17 protein-coding genes and 3 pseudogenes are annotated in these 16,692 nt (G+C 37.6%); 15 read left to right on the top strand and 5 right to left on the bottom strand.

Translation table 11 applies throughout. The features are described 5' to 3' along the window. The first annotated feature begins 160 nt into the window (after nt 1–160). From DB41_RS05235 to DB41_RS05225, 3 genes are all read left to right on the top strand, one after another. On the top strand, nt 161–439 hold the full coding sequence (locus DB41_RS05235; RefSeq protein ID WP_039385105.1) for a hypothetical protein: 279 nt from the start codon (nt 161–163) through the stop codon (nt 437–439). Between the two features lie 265 nt (nt 440–704). Then, on the top strand, nt 705–1,028 hold the full coding sequence (locus tag DB41_RS10760; protein ID WP_052243928.1) for a transposase: 324 nt from the start codon (nt 705–707) through the stop codon (nt 1,026–1,028). 361 nt (nt 1,029–1,389) lie between these two features. Beyond that, the gene (locus DB41_RS05225; protein WP_039385102.1) at nt 1,390–2,748 is read left to right on the top strand and encodes an F-box/WD40 repeat-containing protein; all 1,359 of its coding nucleotides are present in this window, start codon (nt 1,390–1,392) and stop codon (nt 2,746–2,748) included. On the opposite strand, the gene DB41_RS05220 is transcribed toward DB41_RS05225, so the two are convergent. Together DB41_RS05220 and DB41_RS05215 are read right to left on the bottom strand one after the other, a co-directional pair. Next, nucleotides 2,745–2,933, bottom strand: coding sequence for a hypothetical protein (locus DB41_RS05220; RefSeq protein ID WP_039385100.1), 189 nt, complete (start codon nt 2,931–2,933; stop codon nt 2,745–2,747). The two genes, DB41_RS05225 and DB41_RS05220, sit on opposite strands and share 4 nt — an antisense overlap. 317 nt (nt 2,934–3,250) lie before the next feature. Continuing rightward, nucleotides 3,251–4,351 (bottom strand): hypothetical protein, encoded by a 1,101-nt coding sequence (locus DB41_RS05215; RefSeq protein WP_039385098.1) that lies wholly within the window; start codon nt 4,349–4,351, stop codon nt 3,251–3,253. 485 nt (nt 4,352–4,836) lie between these two features. On the opposite strand from DB41_RS05215, the gene DB41_RS11670 reads away from it, so the two are divergent. The 3 genes and pseudogenes from DB41_RS11670 to DB41_RS05205 all read left to right on the top strand — a co-directional run bounded on the left by DB41_RS11670 (nt 4,837) and on the right by DB41_RS05205 (nt 5,467). Further along, nucleotides 4,837–5,013, top strand: a complete 177-nt coding sequence (locus DB41_RS11670; protein WP_155117586.1) for a hypothetical protein — start codon at nt 4,837–4,839, stop codon at nt 5,011–5,013. A 66-nt stretch (nt 5,014–5,079) separates the two neighbouring features. Beyond that, nucleotides 5,080–5,262: pseudogene (locus DB41_RS12865) on the top strand (IS5/IS1182 family transposase); the annotation flags it as partial. Continuing rightward, complete coding sequence (locus DB41_RS05205; RefSeq protein ID WP_052243927.1) at nt 5,219–5,467, top strand: hypothetical protein; 249 nt, start codon at nt 5,219–5,221, stop codon at nt 5,465–5,467. The pseudogene DB41_RS12865 and the gene DB41_RS05205, both read left to right, overlap by 44 nt. Before the next feature lie 291 nt (nt 5,468–5,758). On the opposite strand, the pseudogene DB41_RS05200 reads toward DB41_RS05205, so the two are convergent. Both DB41_RS05200 and DB41_RS05195 read right to left on the bottom strand, forming a co-directional pair. Beyond that, nucleotides 5,759–5,965 (bottom strand): annotated as a pseudogene (locus DB41_RS05200) (transposase); the annotation flags it as partial. A 210-nt stretch (nt 5,966–6,175) separates the two neighbouring features. Then, the gene (locus DB41_RS05195) at nt 6,176–7,027 is read right to left on the bottom strand and encodes a rhomboid family intramembrane serine protease (protein ID WP_052243926.1); all 852 of its coding nucleotides are present in this window, start codon (nt 7,025–7,027) and stop codon (nt 6,176–6,178) included. Nucleotides 7,028–7,346: 319 nt separating this feature from the next. Between DB41_RS05195 and DB41_RS05190 the strand changes: the two genes are divergently transcribed. The 9 genes and pseudogenes from DB41_RS05190 to DB41_RS05150 all read left to right on the top strand — a co-directional run bounded on the left by DB41_RS05190 (nt 7,347) and on the right by DB41_RS05150 (nt 14,294). Beyond that, nucleotides 7,347–7,682 carry a type B 50S ribosomal protein L31 gene (locus tag DB41_RS05190; protein WP_039385088.1) on the top strand — a complete coding sequence of 112 codons (336 nt, stop codon included), beginning with the start codon at nt 7,347–7,349 and terminating at the stop codon, nt 7,680–7,682. Between the two features lie 80 nt (nt 7,683–7,762). Then, nucleotides 7,763–8,827, top strand: coding sequence for a peptide chain release factor 1 (prfA, locus tag DB41_RS05185; protein ID WP_039385110.1), 1,065 nt, complete (start codon nt 7,763–7,765; stop codon nt 8,825–8,827). A gap of 239 nt (nt 8,828–9,066) precedes the next feature. Continuing rightward, the gene (gene prmC / locus DB41_RS05180; RefSeq protein ID WP_039385085.1) at nt 9,067–9,915 is read left to right on the top strand and encodes a peptide chain release factor N(5)-glutamine methyltransferase; all 849 of its coding nucleotides are present in this window, start codon (nt 9,067–9,069) and stop codon (nt 9,913–9,915) included. A gap of 41 nt (nt 9,916–9,956) precedes the next feature. Beyond that, the gene (gene ffh, locus DB41_RS05175) at nt 9,957–11,285 is read left to right on the top strand and encodes a signal recognition particle protein (RefSeq protein WP_039385082.1); all 1,329 of its coding nucleotides are present in this window, start codon (nt 9,957–9,959) and stop codon (nt 11,283–11,285) included. Then, nucleotides 11,276–11,608 (top strand): 30S ribosomal protein S16, encoded by a 333-nt coding sequence (gene rpsP, locus DB41_RS05170; RefSeq protein ID WP_039385079.1) that lies wholly within the window; start codon nt 11,276–11,278, stop codon nt 11,606–11,608. Before ffh ends, rpsP begins: the two co-directional genes overlap by 10 nt. Nucleotides 11,609–11,620: 12 nt before the next feature. Further along, nucleotides 11,621–12,280, top strand: a pseudogene (trmD, locus tag DB41_RS05165) (tRNA (guanosine(37)-N1)-methyltransferase TrmD); the annotation flags it as partial. Nucleotides 12,281–12,315: 35 nt separating this feature from the next. Next, nucleotides 12,316–12,732: a 50S ribosomal protein L19 gene (rplS, locus tag DB41_RS05160; RefSeq protein ID WP_039385073.1), complete on the top strand. Its 417-nt coding sequence runs from the start codon at nt 12,316–12,318 to the stop codon at nt 12,730–12,732. 9 nt (nt 12,733–12,741) lie between these two features. Further along, nucleotides 12,742–13,425 (top strand): ribonuclease HII, encoded by a 684-nt coding sequence (locus DB41_RS05155; protein WP_052243925.1) that lies wholly within the window; start codon nt 12,742–12,744, stop codon nt 13,423–13,425. A gap of 116 nt (nt 13,426–13,541) precedes the next feature. After that, the gene (locus DB41_RS05150; RefSeq protein ID WP_039385071.1) at nt 13,542–14,294 is read left to right on the top strand and encodes a hypothetical protein; all 753 of its coding nucleotides are present in this window, start codon (nt 13,542–13,544) and stop codon (nt 14,292–14,294) included. Between the two features lie 767 nt (nt 14,295–15,061). Here DB41_RS05150 and DB41_RS05140 read toward each other — a convergent pair. Further along, nucleotides 15,062–16,033 carry a hypothetical protein gene (locus tag DB41_RS05140; RefSeq protein ID WP_039385066.1) on the bottom strand — a complete coding sequence of 324 codons (972 nt, stop codon included), beginning with the start codon at nt 16,031–16,033 and terminating at the stop codon, nt 15,062–15,064. Between the last annotated feature and the right edge of the window lie 659 nt (nt 16,034–16,692).

The raw sequence follows: 16,692 nt of genomic DNA, 5'->3' as shown, positions 1-16,692 counted from the left end.
CCTTTAGTGCATCAAATAGATTTGGTAACGAGCAGATGCCCTTGCTGCCATCTTGAAACACGTTCTGAACTTAAAGAAAATGAGCAATTCTTGCTCGGCCTTAAGGCTAGAAGGCTTTATTAATCTGCTGATAGGCCAATACGCCTAAAGCTATCGTGCCGTGCGCACCATAATTATTGCTTTATTTCCTAGCATAGCTTTAAGCCAAGGCCTTAATTCTAAAGTTAAAGCTCGCACCGCTGCCTTACTTTTTTCGTCTTATGAAACACTCGTTAAAGCAGTTATTACCACACATCAGCCTTTGCATCTAGATGCAATGAGCTGGCGCCATGCCGCTACTAACGAACATTTGCTAGTGCTACGTGTAGGAAATGTGATTGCTTATGCATTAAGACCCTATCAAAATGGCGCTACTCTAAAGGCGCTAGTCGGTCAGTAGATTCATTGCTTAGTAAGTGATCAGGGCTAAAGCCATTCATCAAATTAAGGTAAAGATCAAACAGTACTGCCTAGCTCATCTAATCCGTAATCTACAAAGGCAAGTAAAACAGCCCAATATAACCTTGGAGATACACAGCGCTTAGGAAACCTAATGATACCTCGCAAAAGCTTTTTAAAAATAAACATTGCCTAGAAGAAGGACTAATCAGCCAGTCTACTGGCAGCAGTATGGATACCTTAACTGGCATTATATATAAGAAGGATTGCATACGCTACAGCGCTGGAGTAGTACTAAGAAGTTGCGGAAGTTTTGCCACAAGCTTTTAAAGCAGATCAAACATTTCCATGCTTACTTGAAAAATCCTGCTATTCCTATGACCAATAATGCTGCCGAAGAATCTTTAAGAAATCTAGTCATTGTACGTAAGCTATGTCTAGGTAGCCAGTCTATCTATGGCAAAAGGTGGAGGGAAGTGCTGCATAGCTGTATTGAAACTCTTTATCGACAAGGAAAATCTATTCTAGATTTTCTAGCAGACGCTATCCATGCAGCTCGTACCAAACAACCTATCCCTTCTGTTATCTAAGAAACCTTTTATATCCCGTGACCGCTTACCACTTACTAGTTAAAGGATAAAAGTATTCAGTAAGTGTTTAGTTAAAAAAATAAATCACATAATTTAAACATAGATATTTTAATGAGAGCCTCGGTTAATTAATATTTTAACTTTTTTAGATTGCTTACTAAATTCCTTGACAAATAAGCTTTAAATATTAATATATATATATATATATTCTATATTTAAACCAATGTTCGTCTCTATCAAAACACCACACCTTTAGAAAGACCAAGCGAGCATAAGAGCTTAAGACTATTAATTACAATGAACTTAGTAAGAAAAATTTATACAATCTTTATAACTTTATAAACTTAGGAAAAATTAACTCATGCACCCTACTTTTTTTCCTTCTTCTCCTTCATCCTCTTCCTTTTTTTCCTTACCTGAGGAATTGCATTTACATCTCTTTTCCTACTTTAATGCAAAAGAATTATGTCAGCTCCAGCGAGTCTGCAAATATTTTCAAAGAATGATCAAAGATCCTTATCTATGGAGCAAACGCTTAAAAAAAGATTATAGCTATCACTTTTTCTCTTACCAGAAGCAGGTCAATCCATTTTATAAGAATCAAGACCTGTTACCTATGCAGCTAGCAGAGATTCCTCCAACCTCTTTTTACGCTGACAATTGGAAAACCAAGTATCGTAATCTAGTAAAAATAAAAAAAAACATGGAGAATGGGGAATATACTTTCTCTACTTTGCAAAGTCATGGCTCGTATGTTAAGTGCATAAAAATAGCAAATGGTTCTCTTTATAGTGGAGCTATTAGGGACGGTACGATAGGCGTTTGGAACATAGAAAATGGAGAACAACAAGATAGCATGAAAGGGCACCAATCTAGCGTGAATTGCCTTAAAGTTGAGTATGGTCGCATTTTTAGCGGTTCTAGTGACAAGACAATTCGCCTGTGGAATATCCAAACAAAAAAAAGCCAAGGTACTTTTCATGGACATGAGAGTTTTATTGGTTGCCTCAAAGTTGACCAGGGTAGGCTATATAGTGGGTCTAGTGACGATACGATACGCCTATGGGATATTGAGACGCAGCAGCAACTTAGCGTGTTAAAAGGACATACCGCTAGTATTGAATGCTTAAAGCTAATTAACGGCCTGTTGTTTAGTGGTTCGGAAGATAAGACTATACGTTGTTGGGATATTAAAAGGGGAAAAGAGATTTGTTGCCTGCGGCACGACAACTGGGTGACTTCTATGAAAGTAGTGCATGGCAAGCTTTTTTGTGGCTCAGCCTGTGAAGATACAAGAGTAAAAGTGTGGGACATAAAGAAGGGATTGTTAACATATTTACCTACGGAAAATGATTGGGGAATTACGGACGTGAAAAAATTGGGTAATAATATAATTACTAGCTCGAGAAGAGGTCCAATAAAAATATGGGATGCTAATACAGAGCAGCCTCTCCTTACTTTAAATGGGCATAGGAGAGGAGTTAATAATCTTCAAATTGCCTATGGTAACATCATCAGCGCTTCTGAGGATAAAACTATACGAATCTGGGACCCTCTAAAAAAACAATCCATGCTGACCTTAAAAGAAAAAAATGAAGAGACAACTTGCCTTAAAGTAAGACACGGAAGAATATTTACCGGCTATGCCACTGGGGCTATCTGTGAATGGGATTTTAGAGATTCTGTTCTGCAAGATGAAAGCCCTTCCTTTCTTCTTTAAATATTTCCAATTTTTATTTCCCTCCGCCATCCCCAATTCGGGCCTTTAAAGAGATCATACCAACGAGAGTCCGCAATTAAAATCACACATAGGCTATTGCGAATTTTGTCCTGGTGAGTATAAAGGCTTTTCCCTTTAAATTTTTTGGAGAGATCTGGGGCAAGAGCGGCTTTAAGATTTTCCATTAAGCCTCTATAAACCCTTCAAATCGTTCTTGCATAAGTCCTCTCCTTCTTTAAAAAAAGAGCATATATAGCAATTTGAATTTTTTAACATTATCGAGATAAATCTATAAGCTTTATACCCCAAAAAAACTTGTCATTCGATGCTCTATTAAGCTTTTCTAAATCCTGCTTTGCTTATTGATAGCCAATCATCATCTAGAAAATGCTATTTATTGCCTATAAGCTGCCTTGATAATCTCTACAACTCATGATGCATAGTTAATTAATTAAAAGTCCCTTTGCCGGTTTTAGCTCCTCATCAAGGCGAGCTGCTTCTTCTATGGTCCTTTATGCTCCTCTTCCATTTCTTTTAGCAATTCAGCAAGGTAAGCAGCATCTTCTATCTCCTTTTTCTTTATAGCTTGCTGAGAAGGACGAGGAGGATTTCTCAAGTCAGATGTCTTATGGGCAGCCGCTGGGGAAGGGCCTGCTCCTATACGTCTCTCCATACTACGGTATTTTCCTTTTTCCTTATAATGCTCCGCATCTTTAATTTCTGGGAGCTCTGAATAACCTAATACATTTTGCTGCCCTACTTTTGCCGTCCGTGCTATAAGGCTATCGTATTGGTGGACGCGAGTTATCATTGCATACCCTATCGAACCTTCTTTCATCCTATAGGCTACAGCCGCTGCAGCAATCTCTTTTTCTACATTAGTACGATCATTCTTCTGAACATGTTGACCCCACATACTATCTATTCTTCTTAATAAATCAGGATTAGCCTCGGAGCCATGCTCTAAAATTTTAACATAAAATTTTATTTCCTCTAAAGAAGCTGTATCCCCTTCTCCTATTTTTTCTTCCGCAGCTTGTCGCAAAGCTGTCAAGCGCCTATTATCGAAAGAAGTTAATCCTCTATCCGGCATACGTACCACTTCAATGGGCAGAGCAGGGTCCCAAAGATTTTTCTTAACAACATTTTCTTTAAACGCATCAATAGTTATTTTACCATTATCCATTACGGGGCTAACATATGGATGCGAAAAGCGAATGCTACTAGCTAAATGAAGAGAAAGAGCTTTAGTTGCAACTTCTTCTGCTCGGGCACCTACTTCTTTTGCTCCTACAGGCTGAGGGGACACATCTTGCCTGCTTTTTTTTGTGAGTCTAGGTAGCTGGTCTCCTTTAGTTTGTGTATGGCTAGATGGGAGCTGATCCCATCGACTTCTTTTACTTTTCACATTTTGAGAATCACTTTGTTCTGTTACCGGTAAAGCCGATTGTGCTATGTGGCTAGCTCGTTGGTTTGTTGAAGAAAGATCGATTGATCCCCGCCCATGAGCCTGCCCTTTTCCTTCCTTTCCTTCTAATTGCGTAGGCTTATTAGTAAGCTCAGGTTTTTGCTCAGTACGAGGAGAATTCCATCCAGCATCCATTGTTACCCCCTTATAAAACAAACAAATAAAAACTGCAACAACTACACTTTTATTATAATATAATAATTTTTATTAATTAAATAAAAATATATTAATTTTAATTTATTAATAACAAAATATAACAATGATAAAAAAATAAAATTTAACATATTAAGCAAACATATGTATGAAACTGCAGCCTAGTTAAATATATCGGCCAGTACATGGATGATTTATGTATAAACAGTCATAGAACTTAGATAGCCCTTTGGATAAGAAAAGATATAAACTGCTTAGCATGCGCAGCATGTATTAGCGTCTACTAAGAAAAATTGGAAGAAATTTCCCTTAAAAATAAAAAATTTTGATGTGATTACGTAGTTCGACATGATTTAAATGATATTTCCCACTTAGACATGCTTACAAAAGCGTTTTTTATCGAAAGTTGCTATAATCCTTTTACGCTTAAATCCTTAAAAAGCTTTTAATTTCTTGCAAAGTTGACTATGAAACCAATCAAGCTAGATAACCAACAAGGCCGTCTTTTTAAATCCCGCTTTAGCGATGAACTTGACCTAAATCATCCTCTCATTCAACTATCCAAATTGATTGAATGGAAGCAGTTGGAAGAAGAGGTTGATAAGCTGTTTGTAGAAAAGATAGGCAGCCAACTAAGCCTGTAAGGCTAGTTGTGAGGCTTTCTTATTGCTACACATGTATAGGTTTTCTGATAAAATGCGGTACATCGATGGGTAGAAAATGCTTACTGGCAATATTTTTGTGGGTATGACTTTTGGCATCATGAGCTATCTCTCCACCCTATTTCTTTAATCAAATGGAGGTCTAGGCTAGAAGAAGCTGGACTTAACAAGAACTTACAAGGAACGATTGCAGCAGCTGTTTTGGCAGTCGCGGCGAAGAAAAAGCCTTAAAAAAGTCATGGCCACTACCACTGGGATGTCTAAAGCTATCGCCTTTCCTACCGATGTCAAGCTTTACTTTAAGTCTATTCAAGTGCTTGTAAAAATGGCGGATAGTTGCCAAGTTACTTTGCGACAAACCTATAAAAAGCTAGCTAAAAAAGCTTTTTACATCCGTGCTCGCTTAAGCCCATGCTCGTCAGCTATACAGAGCTAAAAGGGAAGAAAAAAGGCCGCATAATTATTTAGGAAGATTAAGCTGCGATTTTGAAAGAAAAAAAGAAGGGCAAGCCCTTGGGCCAGAAAACTCTTATCTTTTAGAAATTATCAAGTGTATTTATGCCCAACAAGAAAATGATTTTCGTAAAGTGTACAGCCTGTATGAACCCAATGTAGAATGTATTGCTAAAGGCAAGGGGGAGAAAAAATATGAATTTGGCTGCAAAGCTTCGCTAGTCATCACTCATCCAAAAGTGACCTTTTCGCAGTTAAAGCGTTCTTTAGCTTTTTTGATTTGGGCATGAAAAGTAGAGGTGTCTTGCGTATGACCTTTAAATACTTCTGCCGAGACAGGTGCACCCTCGGCTGAACTTAGCAAACCGATAACAATTTGTTTTTTACCTTTCTTTTTATCTCGGTTGTAACCCCAATCGGCAAGTTTATTTTTTTCGCCTTCTAAATAGGAGCTAGTGACATCATACATAAATAAGAGAGGGGAGGTCTTTCAAAAACTTTTAGTAAACAATCGATCTTCGATAGAAGCTTGGCTTTGGCATAAACGCAAAAGATCTCAGATATTATAGAAAAATTGCTGCACAATCTTTCGAAAGGGCTTTATAATCATAAAAAGACACAATATGCCACTTTGAGATTAAGAAAGCTGGCAAGTTAGAGTGTGCTTTAGCTGCCTAAAATGCAGACACTCTTAGTTTCCCTTCATTTTTTCTTCCGAAATTTTACGCAGGCGGTCTTTTTCTTGCCGCGTTAAAGATTGTTCTCCAGAGCGGGAAATTTTGGCTAGCATCTCGTCAATAAATGCATCATCTCCTAGAGTAGCTTTCCCTGTTTTGATATCGACAATTTTACTCTTTTGCGGGGTGGAAAAAAAGTAGCGTCGGATTTTAGTATGCAGGTGGTGGCCCCACCCCATAAAAATTTTGTCTATGTTTTGCATGTATAAGTAGGGCGTCGGTTGTTGCCAAACAACTACGCTATAAAGATAGCCGGACGCGATGCCTACCATATGGTAGAATAGGTTCACAAAATCTAGTGCCGATAAGGGGATGAGAAGAGAAAAAGCAATTACAACAGCTAGGAGCGATTTAGCCTGAATAGGGATTAAAAAAAAGAGGAGAAGGGTGGTCTCTCGATGAAGCATGGCCCAGGCTACAAAGATGGCTAACAGAGAGGGAGTCAAGCCTGCAATAATAAACATCTTATAAGGTGATAAGAGGGAAACAGCAGCTAAAGCTGCTAGGTTTGCGAGAATACCGCTCATAAAATAAAGAACTAGAAAAGATTTATCTCCATAATATTCAGCAAGTTGGGATCCAAAAAGCCAGAGTATATACATATTAAAGGTAAGGTTAATAAGTAAAAATGAATTAATGCCATTTGCATGTTTTTGAATAAAAAGAGATGTAATAAGTTGCCAATAATAGGAGTTAGCTATACCCCAGGGGGAGAGACCTAAAATTTCTTGGGGTCCATATATTTTAAAGATAGCGATAAAAAGAGGTTCTAGTGCTGCGCTACATATAGTAACTATTGCTGTCATGCAAATTAGGATTTTAAGGCTTTTAGGAACCTTGTCGAAGTTTGAGAGTAGAGAAGAATGATAAAACATAATAAAAAATTGGGTGTTAAGGTTTGCAAATACGAATGTTTAGACATCTTAGAGTTAAGAAGCAAAAATTTCAATCAATTGCCCATCATTAAGTACAAAACCTGTTTAGCTTCGCCCAGGTTTTCTACTCTGAAAATAAATGTGTTGAAAAACAGCGAAGAAAAAGCTTGTTTTTTTATTGAACACATTTTATCATTTTTTCGTAACTTAAGAAAATTAAATTTGTTAACCTTTTTGGGAGTTAATTCTGATGAAGAAAGATATTCATCCTAAATATCAAAAAATTTTGTTCGTTGATTCTTCGACAGGACATAAATTCGTATGTGGATCTACTTTACAGCCAAAACAAATGGATAAATTTGAAGGCACTGAGTATCCTGTTTATCATTTATCAACCTCTTCAGCTTCTCACCCTTTCTTTACGGGTAGCAAAGCTTTAGTTGACTCTGAAGGCCGCGTTGATAAATTTAAAAAACGTTATGCTACTGCTCAAAGCAAAGTGAATAATGAAGAGCCTGAAGGAAAATTAGAAGAGCAGCCTAAAGAAAAAGAAGCAAAAAAAGATTCCAAAAAGAAAAAGAAATAATTCTTTAAATTCTACCTTATAAAGCTTTCCTCCACGACTTTGTTAGAGGAAAGCTTTGTAGACTTATCTCCCTCATCATGATTGAAAAAAAAGTCCAACAGCTCCTCCTCCGCTTAGCTGAAGTTGAAGCTATCTTAGGCCATCCTGAGATCTTTAATGATCAAAAAAAATATAAAGAACTGACGCGGGAGCATTCTTACCTAGCTGAGATTAAAGTTACCTGGGATGATCTTAAAAAAGCTGAACAAGAACTTTCCGATAATAGAGAACTTCTAAAAGCAGAGAGCGATCCTGAATTTTCTCATGTTTTACAAGAAGACATTCAACTACTTGAAAGCAAGCTTCCTGAGTTGCAAAAACATTTGGAAACACTTCTTGTACCTCCTGATCCTAATGATAATCGTCCTACCATCCTAGAGTTACGAGCGGGCACAGGAGGTGATGAGGCTGCTTTATTTGTGGGAGACTGCGTTCGCATGTATAAAATGTATGCTGACAATAAACAATGGAATTATGAATTATTATCTTGCACCCCTTCTGATATGGGTGGCTTTAAAGAATACGTTATGGTTCTATCCGGTCCAAACGTTTATCGAAATTTACGCTATGAAGGGGGAACTCATCGTGTTCAACGGGTGCCTGCCACTGAAGCGCAGGGTAGAGTCCATACTTCTGCTATCACTGTGGCTGTACTTTTAGAACCCGATGAAGACTCAGATGTACAAATTGATGAAAAAGATTTACGCGTGGATACCTATAGATCTTCAGGAGCAGGAGGGCAGCACGTGAATACCACGGATAGTGCAGTGCGATTAACTCATATGCCCACAGGTCTTGTCGTTTATTGTCAGGAAGAACGCAGCCAGCATAAAAATAAAGAAAAAGCATTGCGTTTACTTAAAGCTAAAATTACTGAGATAGAGCAACAGAAAAAAGCTCAAGAGTTAGCTTCAAACCGTGCAGCTCAAGTAGGCAGTGGGGATCGCTCAGAACGTATTCGTACCTATAATTTTTCACAAAACCGCTTAACAGATCATCGTATCAATCTTACCAAATACAATTTGGATAAAATTATGGAAGGGGATATGGAAGATATAACCTCCGCATTAGTAGCTCACTATTATAAAGAAATGTTTGGAAGTTGAGAGAGCTTAATCCTGCATTTATTTTTTGCTGGCTCTTTAATTATTACTGTCAGTGAACAAGTTTTTTTCATGTATGCTAAACTTGAAGAGCAAATAAGATAAAGAATGAGACTATCAGGCAGAAAGGATGTAAAAAATTCTTAAGCTTTCATGCAGGGGGTGCGATGCGGTTTTTTTTTATCTCTAATAGGCATTTTTTTTAAAGCTCTGCCCTTAATACAATAGATAAAGAGTAAAGGTTGAATACCGTTCAAGATATATTAAATTTATCAACTGGATATTTAGCACAAAAAGGAATCAAAAATCCTAAACTTCAAGCTGAATATCTATTATGTGATGCTTTACAACTCTCTCGTATACAGCTTTACCAGCAGTTTGATCGTCCTTTAGAAGAGCAGGAATTAAAAATTTGCCGAGAGCGCCTGGCTCGCAGGGCTAAAGGAGAACCTCTTGGCTACATTCATGGAAAAATGGATTTTTATGGATGCCAGATATCTGTTAATAAAGATGTCCTTATTCCTCGGCAAGAAACAGAAATTCTCGTTGATAAGATTGTCAAACAACTCGAACAGGTTGAAGTGTGCGGCCTGCATTTATGGGATGTATGTTGCGGATCTGGATGTATAGGAGTTTCATTGAAGAAAAAGTTTCCTCTTTTAGAAGTTACTTTGTCTGATATTTCTCCTCAAGCACTTGAGCTTGCTAAAAAAAATGCAAAAGAAAATCAGGTAGAAGTGCATTTTTTACAGGGCGATTTATTAAAACCTTTTGAGGGCAAAAAGGTAGATTATCTAGTATGTAATCCTCCTTATATTGCCGAGTATGAGTTTGCAGGACTAGACTATGAAGTGCGGGATTTCGAACCCCGCCTAGCTTTGATTTCGGGACCTACTGGTTTAGAGATGTATCAGCGTTTAAGTGAGCAAATGAAGGCATGTCTAGCTCCTCTAGCAAAAGTGTGGCTTGAAATGGGAAGTAGCCAAGGGCCCTCTCTATGTAAACTATTTAGTCAATCTGGATGGAGAAATTATAGAGTTGATAAAGATTGGGCTGGTTTAGATCGATTCTTTTTCCTTGAAAATGAATAAGTTTTCAAGTATTGTCTCCACTGAAATTTTTAAGGATTTTCATGCTTGGTGCTCTAACTGAAAAAATGCGAGGTTTAGTTTCAAAACTGGCTGGTGCAAAAAAACTTACCGCAGAAAATATTTCTGATGCTGTTAGTGAAGTGCGTTTAGCCCTGCTTGAAGCTGATGTCAACTATGGGGTGGCTAAAACTCTTATTAAAAGGGTTAAAGAGAAAGCTTTAGGTGATGAGGTTATCAAAGCAGTTACTCCAGGCCAGCAGTTTATCAAAATTGTTCATGAAGAACTTGTTTCTTTGATGGGCGGGGGAGAAGCTGAGCTAAAGTTAGAAGGAAAGCCCGCTATTATTATGTTATGTGGGCTTCAGGGAGCAGGCAAAACGACACATGCTGCTAAATTAGCACGCTATTTAAAGAAAAAAGGGCTATGTAAAAAACCTTTATTAGCAGCTTGTGATTTACAAAGACCTGCAGCTATTGAACAATTATTGACGTTGGGACAGCAAATTGAAATCCCTGTCTTTAGCCTTCCTGAGGAAAAAGATCCTATAAAAGTGGCTCGACATGCATTAGAAAAAGCTAAAAAAGAAGAATTTGATGTTTTGATTGTAGATACAGCGGGGCGACTGCATATTGATGAAGAGCTTATGCTGCAGTTAGAAGAAATCAAAAAAGTTTTGCAGCCTTCAGAAATTATATTTGTTGCCAATGCAACGACGGGACAAGATGCTGTTAACAGTGCCGCAGAATTTAATAAACGTATGGCTATAACTGGTTCAATTTTGACTATGTTGGATGGAAACGCTCGCGGAGGGGCAGCCATATCGATACGAGAAGTGACAGGCGCACCTTTAAAATTTGAAGGGATAGGCGAAAAAGTTGATGATCTTCAAGTTTTTAATCCATCGTCTATGGCTCATCGTATTTTAGGTATGGGTGATACCATTAATCTGGTAAAGAAAGCTCAAGAGCATATAAGTGAAGAAGATGCCAAAAACTTAGAACAAAAAATACGTTCAGCTACGTTTACTTATGAAGATTATCTTAAGCAAATTCAAGCGGTAAAAAAAATGGGTTCTCTGAAGAGCCTTTTAGGAATGCTGCCCGGCATGAGTGCGCTCAAATCTTTAGAAATTGATGAAAAAGAGTTCTTTAAAATAGAGGCTATTATATTATCCATGACTCCCCAGGAAAGAGCAGAAAGTGAAGAGCTTTCCGTCTCCAGGCGTAAAAGAATAGCAAAAGGAAGCGGGACAGGGATGGAAGATATCAATAAGCTAGTTAAATCGTTTAAACAAGCAAAGCAGTTCTTTAAGAATATGCCTAATATGAAAAATTTAGAAAAAATGATGGGAGGATCCCTATGGCGTTAAAAATTAGATTGCGGCAGCAAGGCCGTCACAATCGTCCATTCTACCGTTTGGTAGTGGCTGATGGCCGCTCACCACGTGATGGAAAATATGTGGAAGCAATCGGTTGGTACAATCCGTTTGCTACACAGGTAGAGCAAGAATTTTCTTTAGATGCAGAACGTGCACAACATTGGCTCAGCCAAGGTGCTGTCTTAACCGATTCTGCAGAAGCTTTAATTAAAAAAAGCGCCCCTAGCCTTGTACGTGGTTTGGTGGATAAGAAACTAGCATTACGAGCAAAATATGCCGCTAAACGTAAGGCTCGTAAAAAAGTGAGCCCTTAAAAACTTACACCAATGCTGATTGATATCTTATCGCTATTTCCCAACTATTTTAAAGGGCCGTTTGATGAAAGCATTATCATGCAGGCCAGGAAAAAGGGCCTTTTAGATATCAATCTCATTGATATACGTACTTTTGCAGACAATCGCTATCATAAAGTTGATGACAGACCTTATGGGGGTGGACCTGGAATGGTCATGATGCCCCAACCCGTGCTTAGTGCTATCCATAGTGTTAAAAAGCCTGGCGCTAAAGTGATTTATATGTCGCCCCAAGGGCCTCTCCTCAAGGCAGGTAAATGTAGAGAATTAGCTCAACACGATCACCTTATTCTGTTATGTGGGCATTATGAAGGCATTGATGAGCGTATTTTAGATGAGGTAGATGAAGAGATTAGCATTGGAGACTATGTATTAACGAATGGGTGTTTAAGTGCCATAGTTCTTGTTGATGCACTCGTTAGGTTTGTACCTGGTGTACTGGGGCATGAAAGTGCGGCCGCCGAAGATTCGTTTGAAAATGGATTATTAGAGTGCCCTCATTACACTCGGCCAGAGAGCTATGAAGGTAAAGCAGTCCCCGAAATTCTATTAAGTGGGGACCATAAAAAGATCGCCGAATGGCGTCGTAAAAAATCGTTAGAAAAAACTCAACGTGTACGACCCGATTTATGGCAAAAGTTAAATATAAATCTTGAGGAGTAGAAAAAATGAGAAAACATGCTTTGGTCGAAATGATCCAAAACGAACAGCTTAAAAAAGATATTCCCAATTTTAGAATTGGCGATACTATCCGTGTGCATACTCGTATTATTGAAGGTCAGAAAGAGCGTATTCAGGTGTTTACAGGCACAGTGATTGCCCGTAAAGGTTCAGGGCTGTCTGAAACATTCTCTTTACATCGAGTAGCCTATGGAGAAGGTATGGAGCGTCTATTTCCTTTACATAGCCCGCGCATAGCAAAAATTGAAGTCATAAAAGAAGGTCAAGTGCGTCGTGCTAAATTGTACTATCTTAGAGGAACTTCAGGAAAAGCTTCTAAAGTTAAAGGTCGCGTAGGCTTTAATCGCAAAAGCGCTGCAGTTGAAAAAGAGCCTGTAGCTGCAAATGTTGCTAACGAAAGCTAAAATGACTCAATGTCAGAGTTAAAGAAAATTGGCAAGCGTGAAACTAAGCGCTTGCTTAGCCTCACTACATTTGAAGAAGAAGCCAGGCAACAAGGCTACCAGATTATTGCAGGTATCGATGAAGCAGGGCGAGGCCCTCTAGCAGGACCAGTAGTTGCAGCAGCGTGCATCATTCCTGTAGGCCTTTTAATTCCGGAAGTTAACGACAGCAAGCAATTATCCAGCGATAAACGTACGGAATTGTATAATATAATTACCCGCCATGACGATATTCATTATGGAATAGGGGTCATTGATTCTTCTACTATCGATAAAATTAATATTTATCAGGCCACTATAGCAGCTATGCTTATGGCTGTTGCGCAGTTAAGCTTAGAGCCTCATTTTTTGCTTGTAGATGGTTTAAAGCTTCCGCATCCTAGCATTCCTACTCAAAAGATCATCAAAGGGGATACTAAATCGCAATCTATTGCAGCGGCCTCTATTATTGCCAAAGTAACTCGCGATCGTCTCATGATTGAGTATCATCAACAATGGCCTCTTTATGGTTTTGATCAACATAAAGGGTATGGAACGGCCAAGCATTTAGAAGCCCTTAACGTGCATGGAGTATGCCCAATCCATCGCCAAAGTTTTGGGCCAGTTAGGCATCAACTTGGCATAAAAAATGCTCAATTCTCTTTAACTTTCTAATTAATTTTTCCCTAGGTAACTGAGCTTCATTACAATCTTAATATAATATTTATAAATTAGTTGTATTTGAAAGTTAATATATGTATATGATAATTTAAGGTTAAAAAGGTATAGGTATGAAAATAAACACGCAAGACTTGTTTAACGACATTAATGCCCTTCGTTTATATGAAGTGGCAGTGAGCATATCACGTGAAAATGGAAAAAAAAGCTATACGATCAAAAGAGTGAAGCTAAATCAGCACGACAGTATAGAAAGAATAGAAGCTTTAATTACTAAGCTTAATGAGGGTAAGATTTGGCTTAAAGTCGGTAAACGTCGCGAAGGCACAGTAAAATATGTGGGTAAAGGATTGAAACCTAGCGAAATTGCAAGTATTATCTTAAAAAAGCAAGATAAAACCGATATAACACCGATAGAAATATCCATCGATATCACTAAAGAAAATTTAGAAGATCAAGTAGAAGAAATGTCTCATCAAGATATTTCCTTATTAGAAAGGATAGCTAAAAGCCTTCAAACAACCTTTAAGCTTGACATCCAGAAAAAAGTGAATAGTCAAGCTCATATCATCAATCATCATGTAGCTAACTCTTCTGTTAAATCAAAGCATGCATCAGCCGCTAAAGCGACTATGCCTGAAGAGAGGAAAGTTACCTATCGCTCTCGTTCTCAAGAATCTAAGAAAGAGAAAAAAGTAGAAGAAGAAAAAGCCATCGAAAAACAGCGTGGTCAAAAGCGTAAAGCGCTAACATTGGCTAAAGAGTTAGATGAAAAATCTGATAAGCGCCGTCTTAGAGCTGTTAAATCCACAGAAAAGCAAAAAGAGATTTTGAAAGCTGTGCCTTCTCCCAGAAAGGCTTCATAAAGCTTAATTTTGAAGATCGAGAAGCTCCTCAAATTACTTTCTAAATTTTTAAGCGGCGAGTAGCCGCTTATTCTTCCATATTTTATACTATACTCTTTAATTTACAAGAGCTAGCTGCTTCCTTTAAGCGGGGAGGCCGCAAGTTAAGAGTTTTATATAAGGATAACTTAGCTTGGTTGGCTTTTTTAGAAGGATTGGCTTCTTGCCTGGTTTGCCAAATTTTTTTATACAGAGTGTAATACCGTTTAAAAAACTTCGCAATCGCAGGCCTTGGAATTTTTTTTATCAATCTAATCAGCGGAATAGTGGCCTAGGTTTACACACCCTGCAAGCCCTGCATTCAATTTAATCGCATGGAAAAACAAAAGTTAATGAGTTGGCTTACAGTTTAAGGTACGATTTGAAGCAGCATTAGATTATATTCTTATCCGATAACTTACTTTAATGTACTTACTGATCTACCAATTAAAGTTTAGGTTTCAGAGGAGCTCTAATGTAAATTTGAACTTCTTGAAGAAGAGATAAAAAACATCTGCTATAATGGCAATTGGCTTTCTGGCTTCTTAGACGTATCTCCAGTAGCATTAAAATTTTTATTGAGAGGGAAAAGTGTTTCCAAGTTCATAAAGCTTTCCAGCAAATGAAAGGACCTGAATGGCTATAAAAGCTATTAGAATTCCTAAAAAGTATATTACTGATACTATCTATACTCACAATGCAAATCTAAATTAGTCAATTCGCATTGTGGTAAAAATGATTCTCTCTACTTATTGAATAGGTACGCAAACCTCCATTCCTTTGGGGGTTACTAAGCAAAGTTGCGGTTTTTCATGAAACTTTGCTAGGGCAATTCCTGGAATATTTGTTCGTGAAGCACTAGATTGAAGTTTAGCAAAATTAGTACCGTTATCTTCAGTATCTGCTCCAATCAGCAAATCGCAATGCCAATCGAAGTTTGAATCCTTTTCTAATCGCCAAATGTAGTCATCAATGTCGCCAAATACATGGCTTGTTACTTGAATAGTCTGCGGTAACCCAAGAGCCATTTCTGTTAAAAATTGTCCTAGCGCCTGGTTTCTTCCAATAGCAGCTTCCCAGTTTAGGGAAAAATTTCCAGTAGAAGCGCTTGCGAATTTTATATTATCTGCATAAATTTGATCTATTAAAAATAAATTAATACAACCTGAGAAACCTTCTTGCTTAAGTCTATTAATTAACTTTACCATCAATACAAGCTCTCCATGAAGCCCTCCGCTAGCAAAAATAGTTATATTAAAGGTACGTTGAAAAGGAAGTTTTTGCTTAATGTTAAGTATCGTAAAAATAATCTGATCTTCATATTGCCGCCTCAAACTAGGCTTAGTAACACGATCTAAAGGGCCACATCTACATTCATTAAGAAATTGTCGCTGATTACCACAAGGGCCTGCTACTTGAGCATGGTTACATTGCTGATTACGAGTAAACTCCTCTTGTATAGTATCGTTAAATATTTTGTTGTATATTTCGACTACGCGAATATCAATGCTGTCTGCTTCACGTTTACAAGTAAAGCTGATATTAAGAGGCTCTACCGTACACAACTGTTGACCGTTAATGAATCTTTCTTTACAAGCATTGTCTACCTTGCAAGTGATTGTAGTTGAGCTATGTATTCCTTGTATTGATTGTATTCTGTCTAATAAAGGGAAGGTTGTTAAAGTTGAAGAAATGATTGGAATAAAGTCCGCATAATTCATATTCTGATCCTTAATTACATAGTTTTAATAAGAAGTTTTTAGTCATTTTTTTAAATTCCTTTTTAGAAATAAATAAAATTTTGAACCTATCCGTAAAAAGCTGAGAATAAACCGATTTCCATAGAGGAAGATCTGCCCATTGACAACTTGTCCTTAAGACATAAAAAATAGCATTCAGCCTCTCTTATCTAGAGTGCTTAGGGGCTTGCTAGCTTTTTTTTACATGTAATAGGCTCAAGCCTTGTCATTCTTGATTATTTAAATCGCTAGGATAAGCTTTTCTTGTCATATTAGGCTTCTGGTTAAACAGCCTATATATTAAACGATTTTAATAATTCAGAGAATGTCTCTAAGATTCCATTTTACAAATATTAAATCTACAAAAAAAATTGGAAATTCATTTTAGTATTTTCGTTCCTCAGCTAAAAAATAATTAGGAATTTTGAAGGCTAATTGAGTGAGATGAACCTATCCCGATAATATTGAAAAATTTAAATTTGTGGTGTATACTCTTCTTTTTTAAGAAGGAGAAGACGTATGCCAGGAAGATTTGAAGGACTTACAGATGCTCAATGGAGAATCTTACAACCGCTTTTGCCGCAGAATCCTCCAAAAAATTTAAAGGGAAAGCCGCATACTCCCTGGAGAAAGATTTGTAA

The organism is Neochlamydia sp. TUME1, from assembly GCF_000813645.1.
In the GTDB taxonomy this organism is placed as follows: domain Bacteria; phylum Chlamydiota; class Chlamydiia; order Chlamydiales; family Parachlamydiaceae; genus Neochlamydia.
This window is presented reverse-complemented; position numbering and strand designations above follow the sequence as displayed.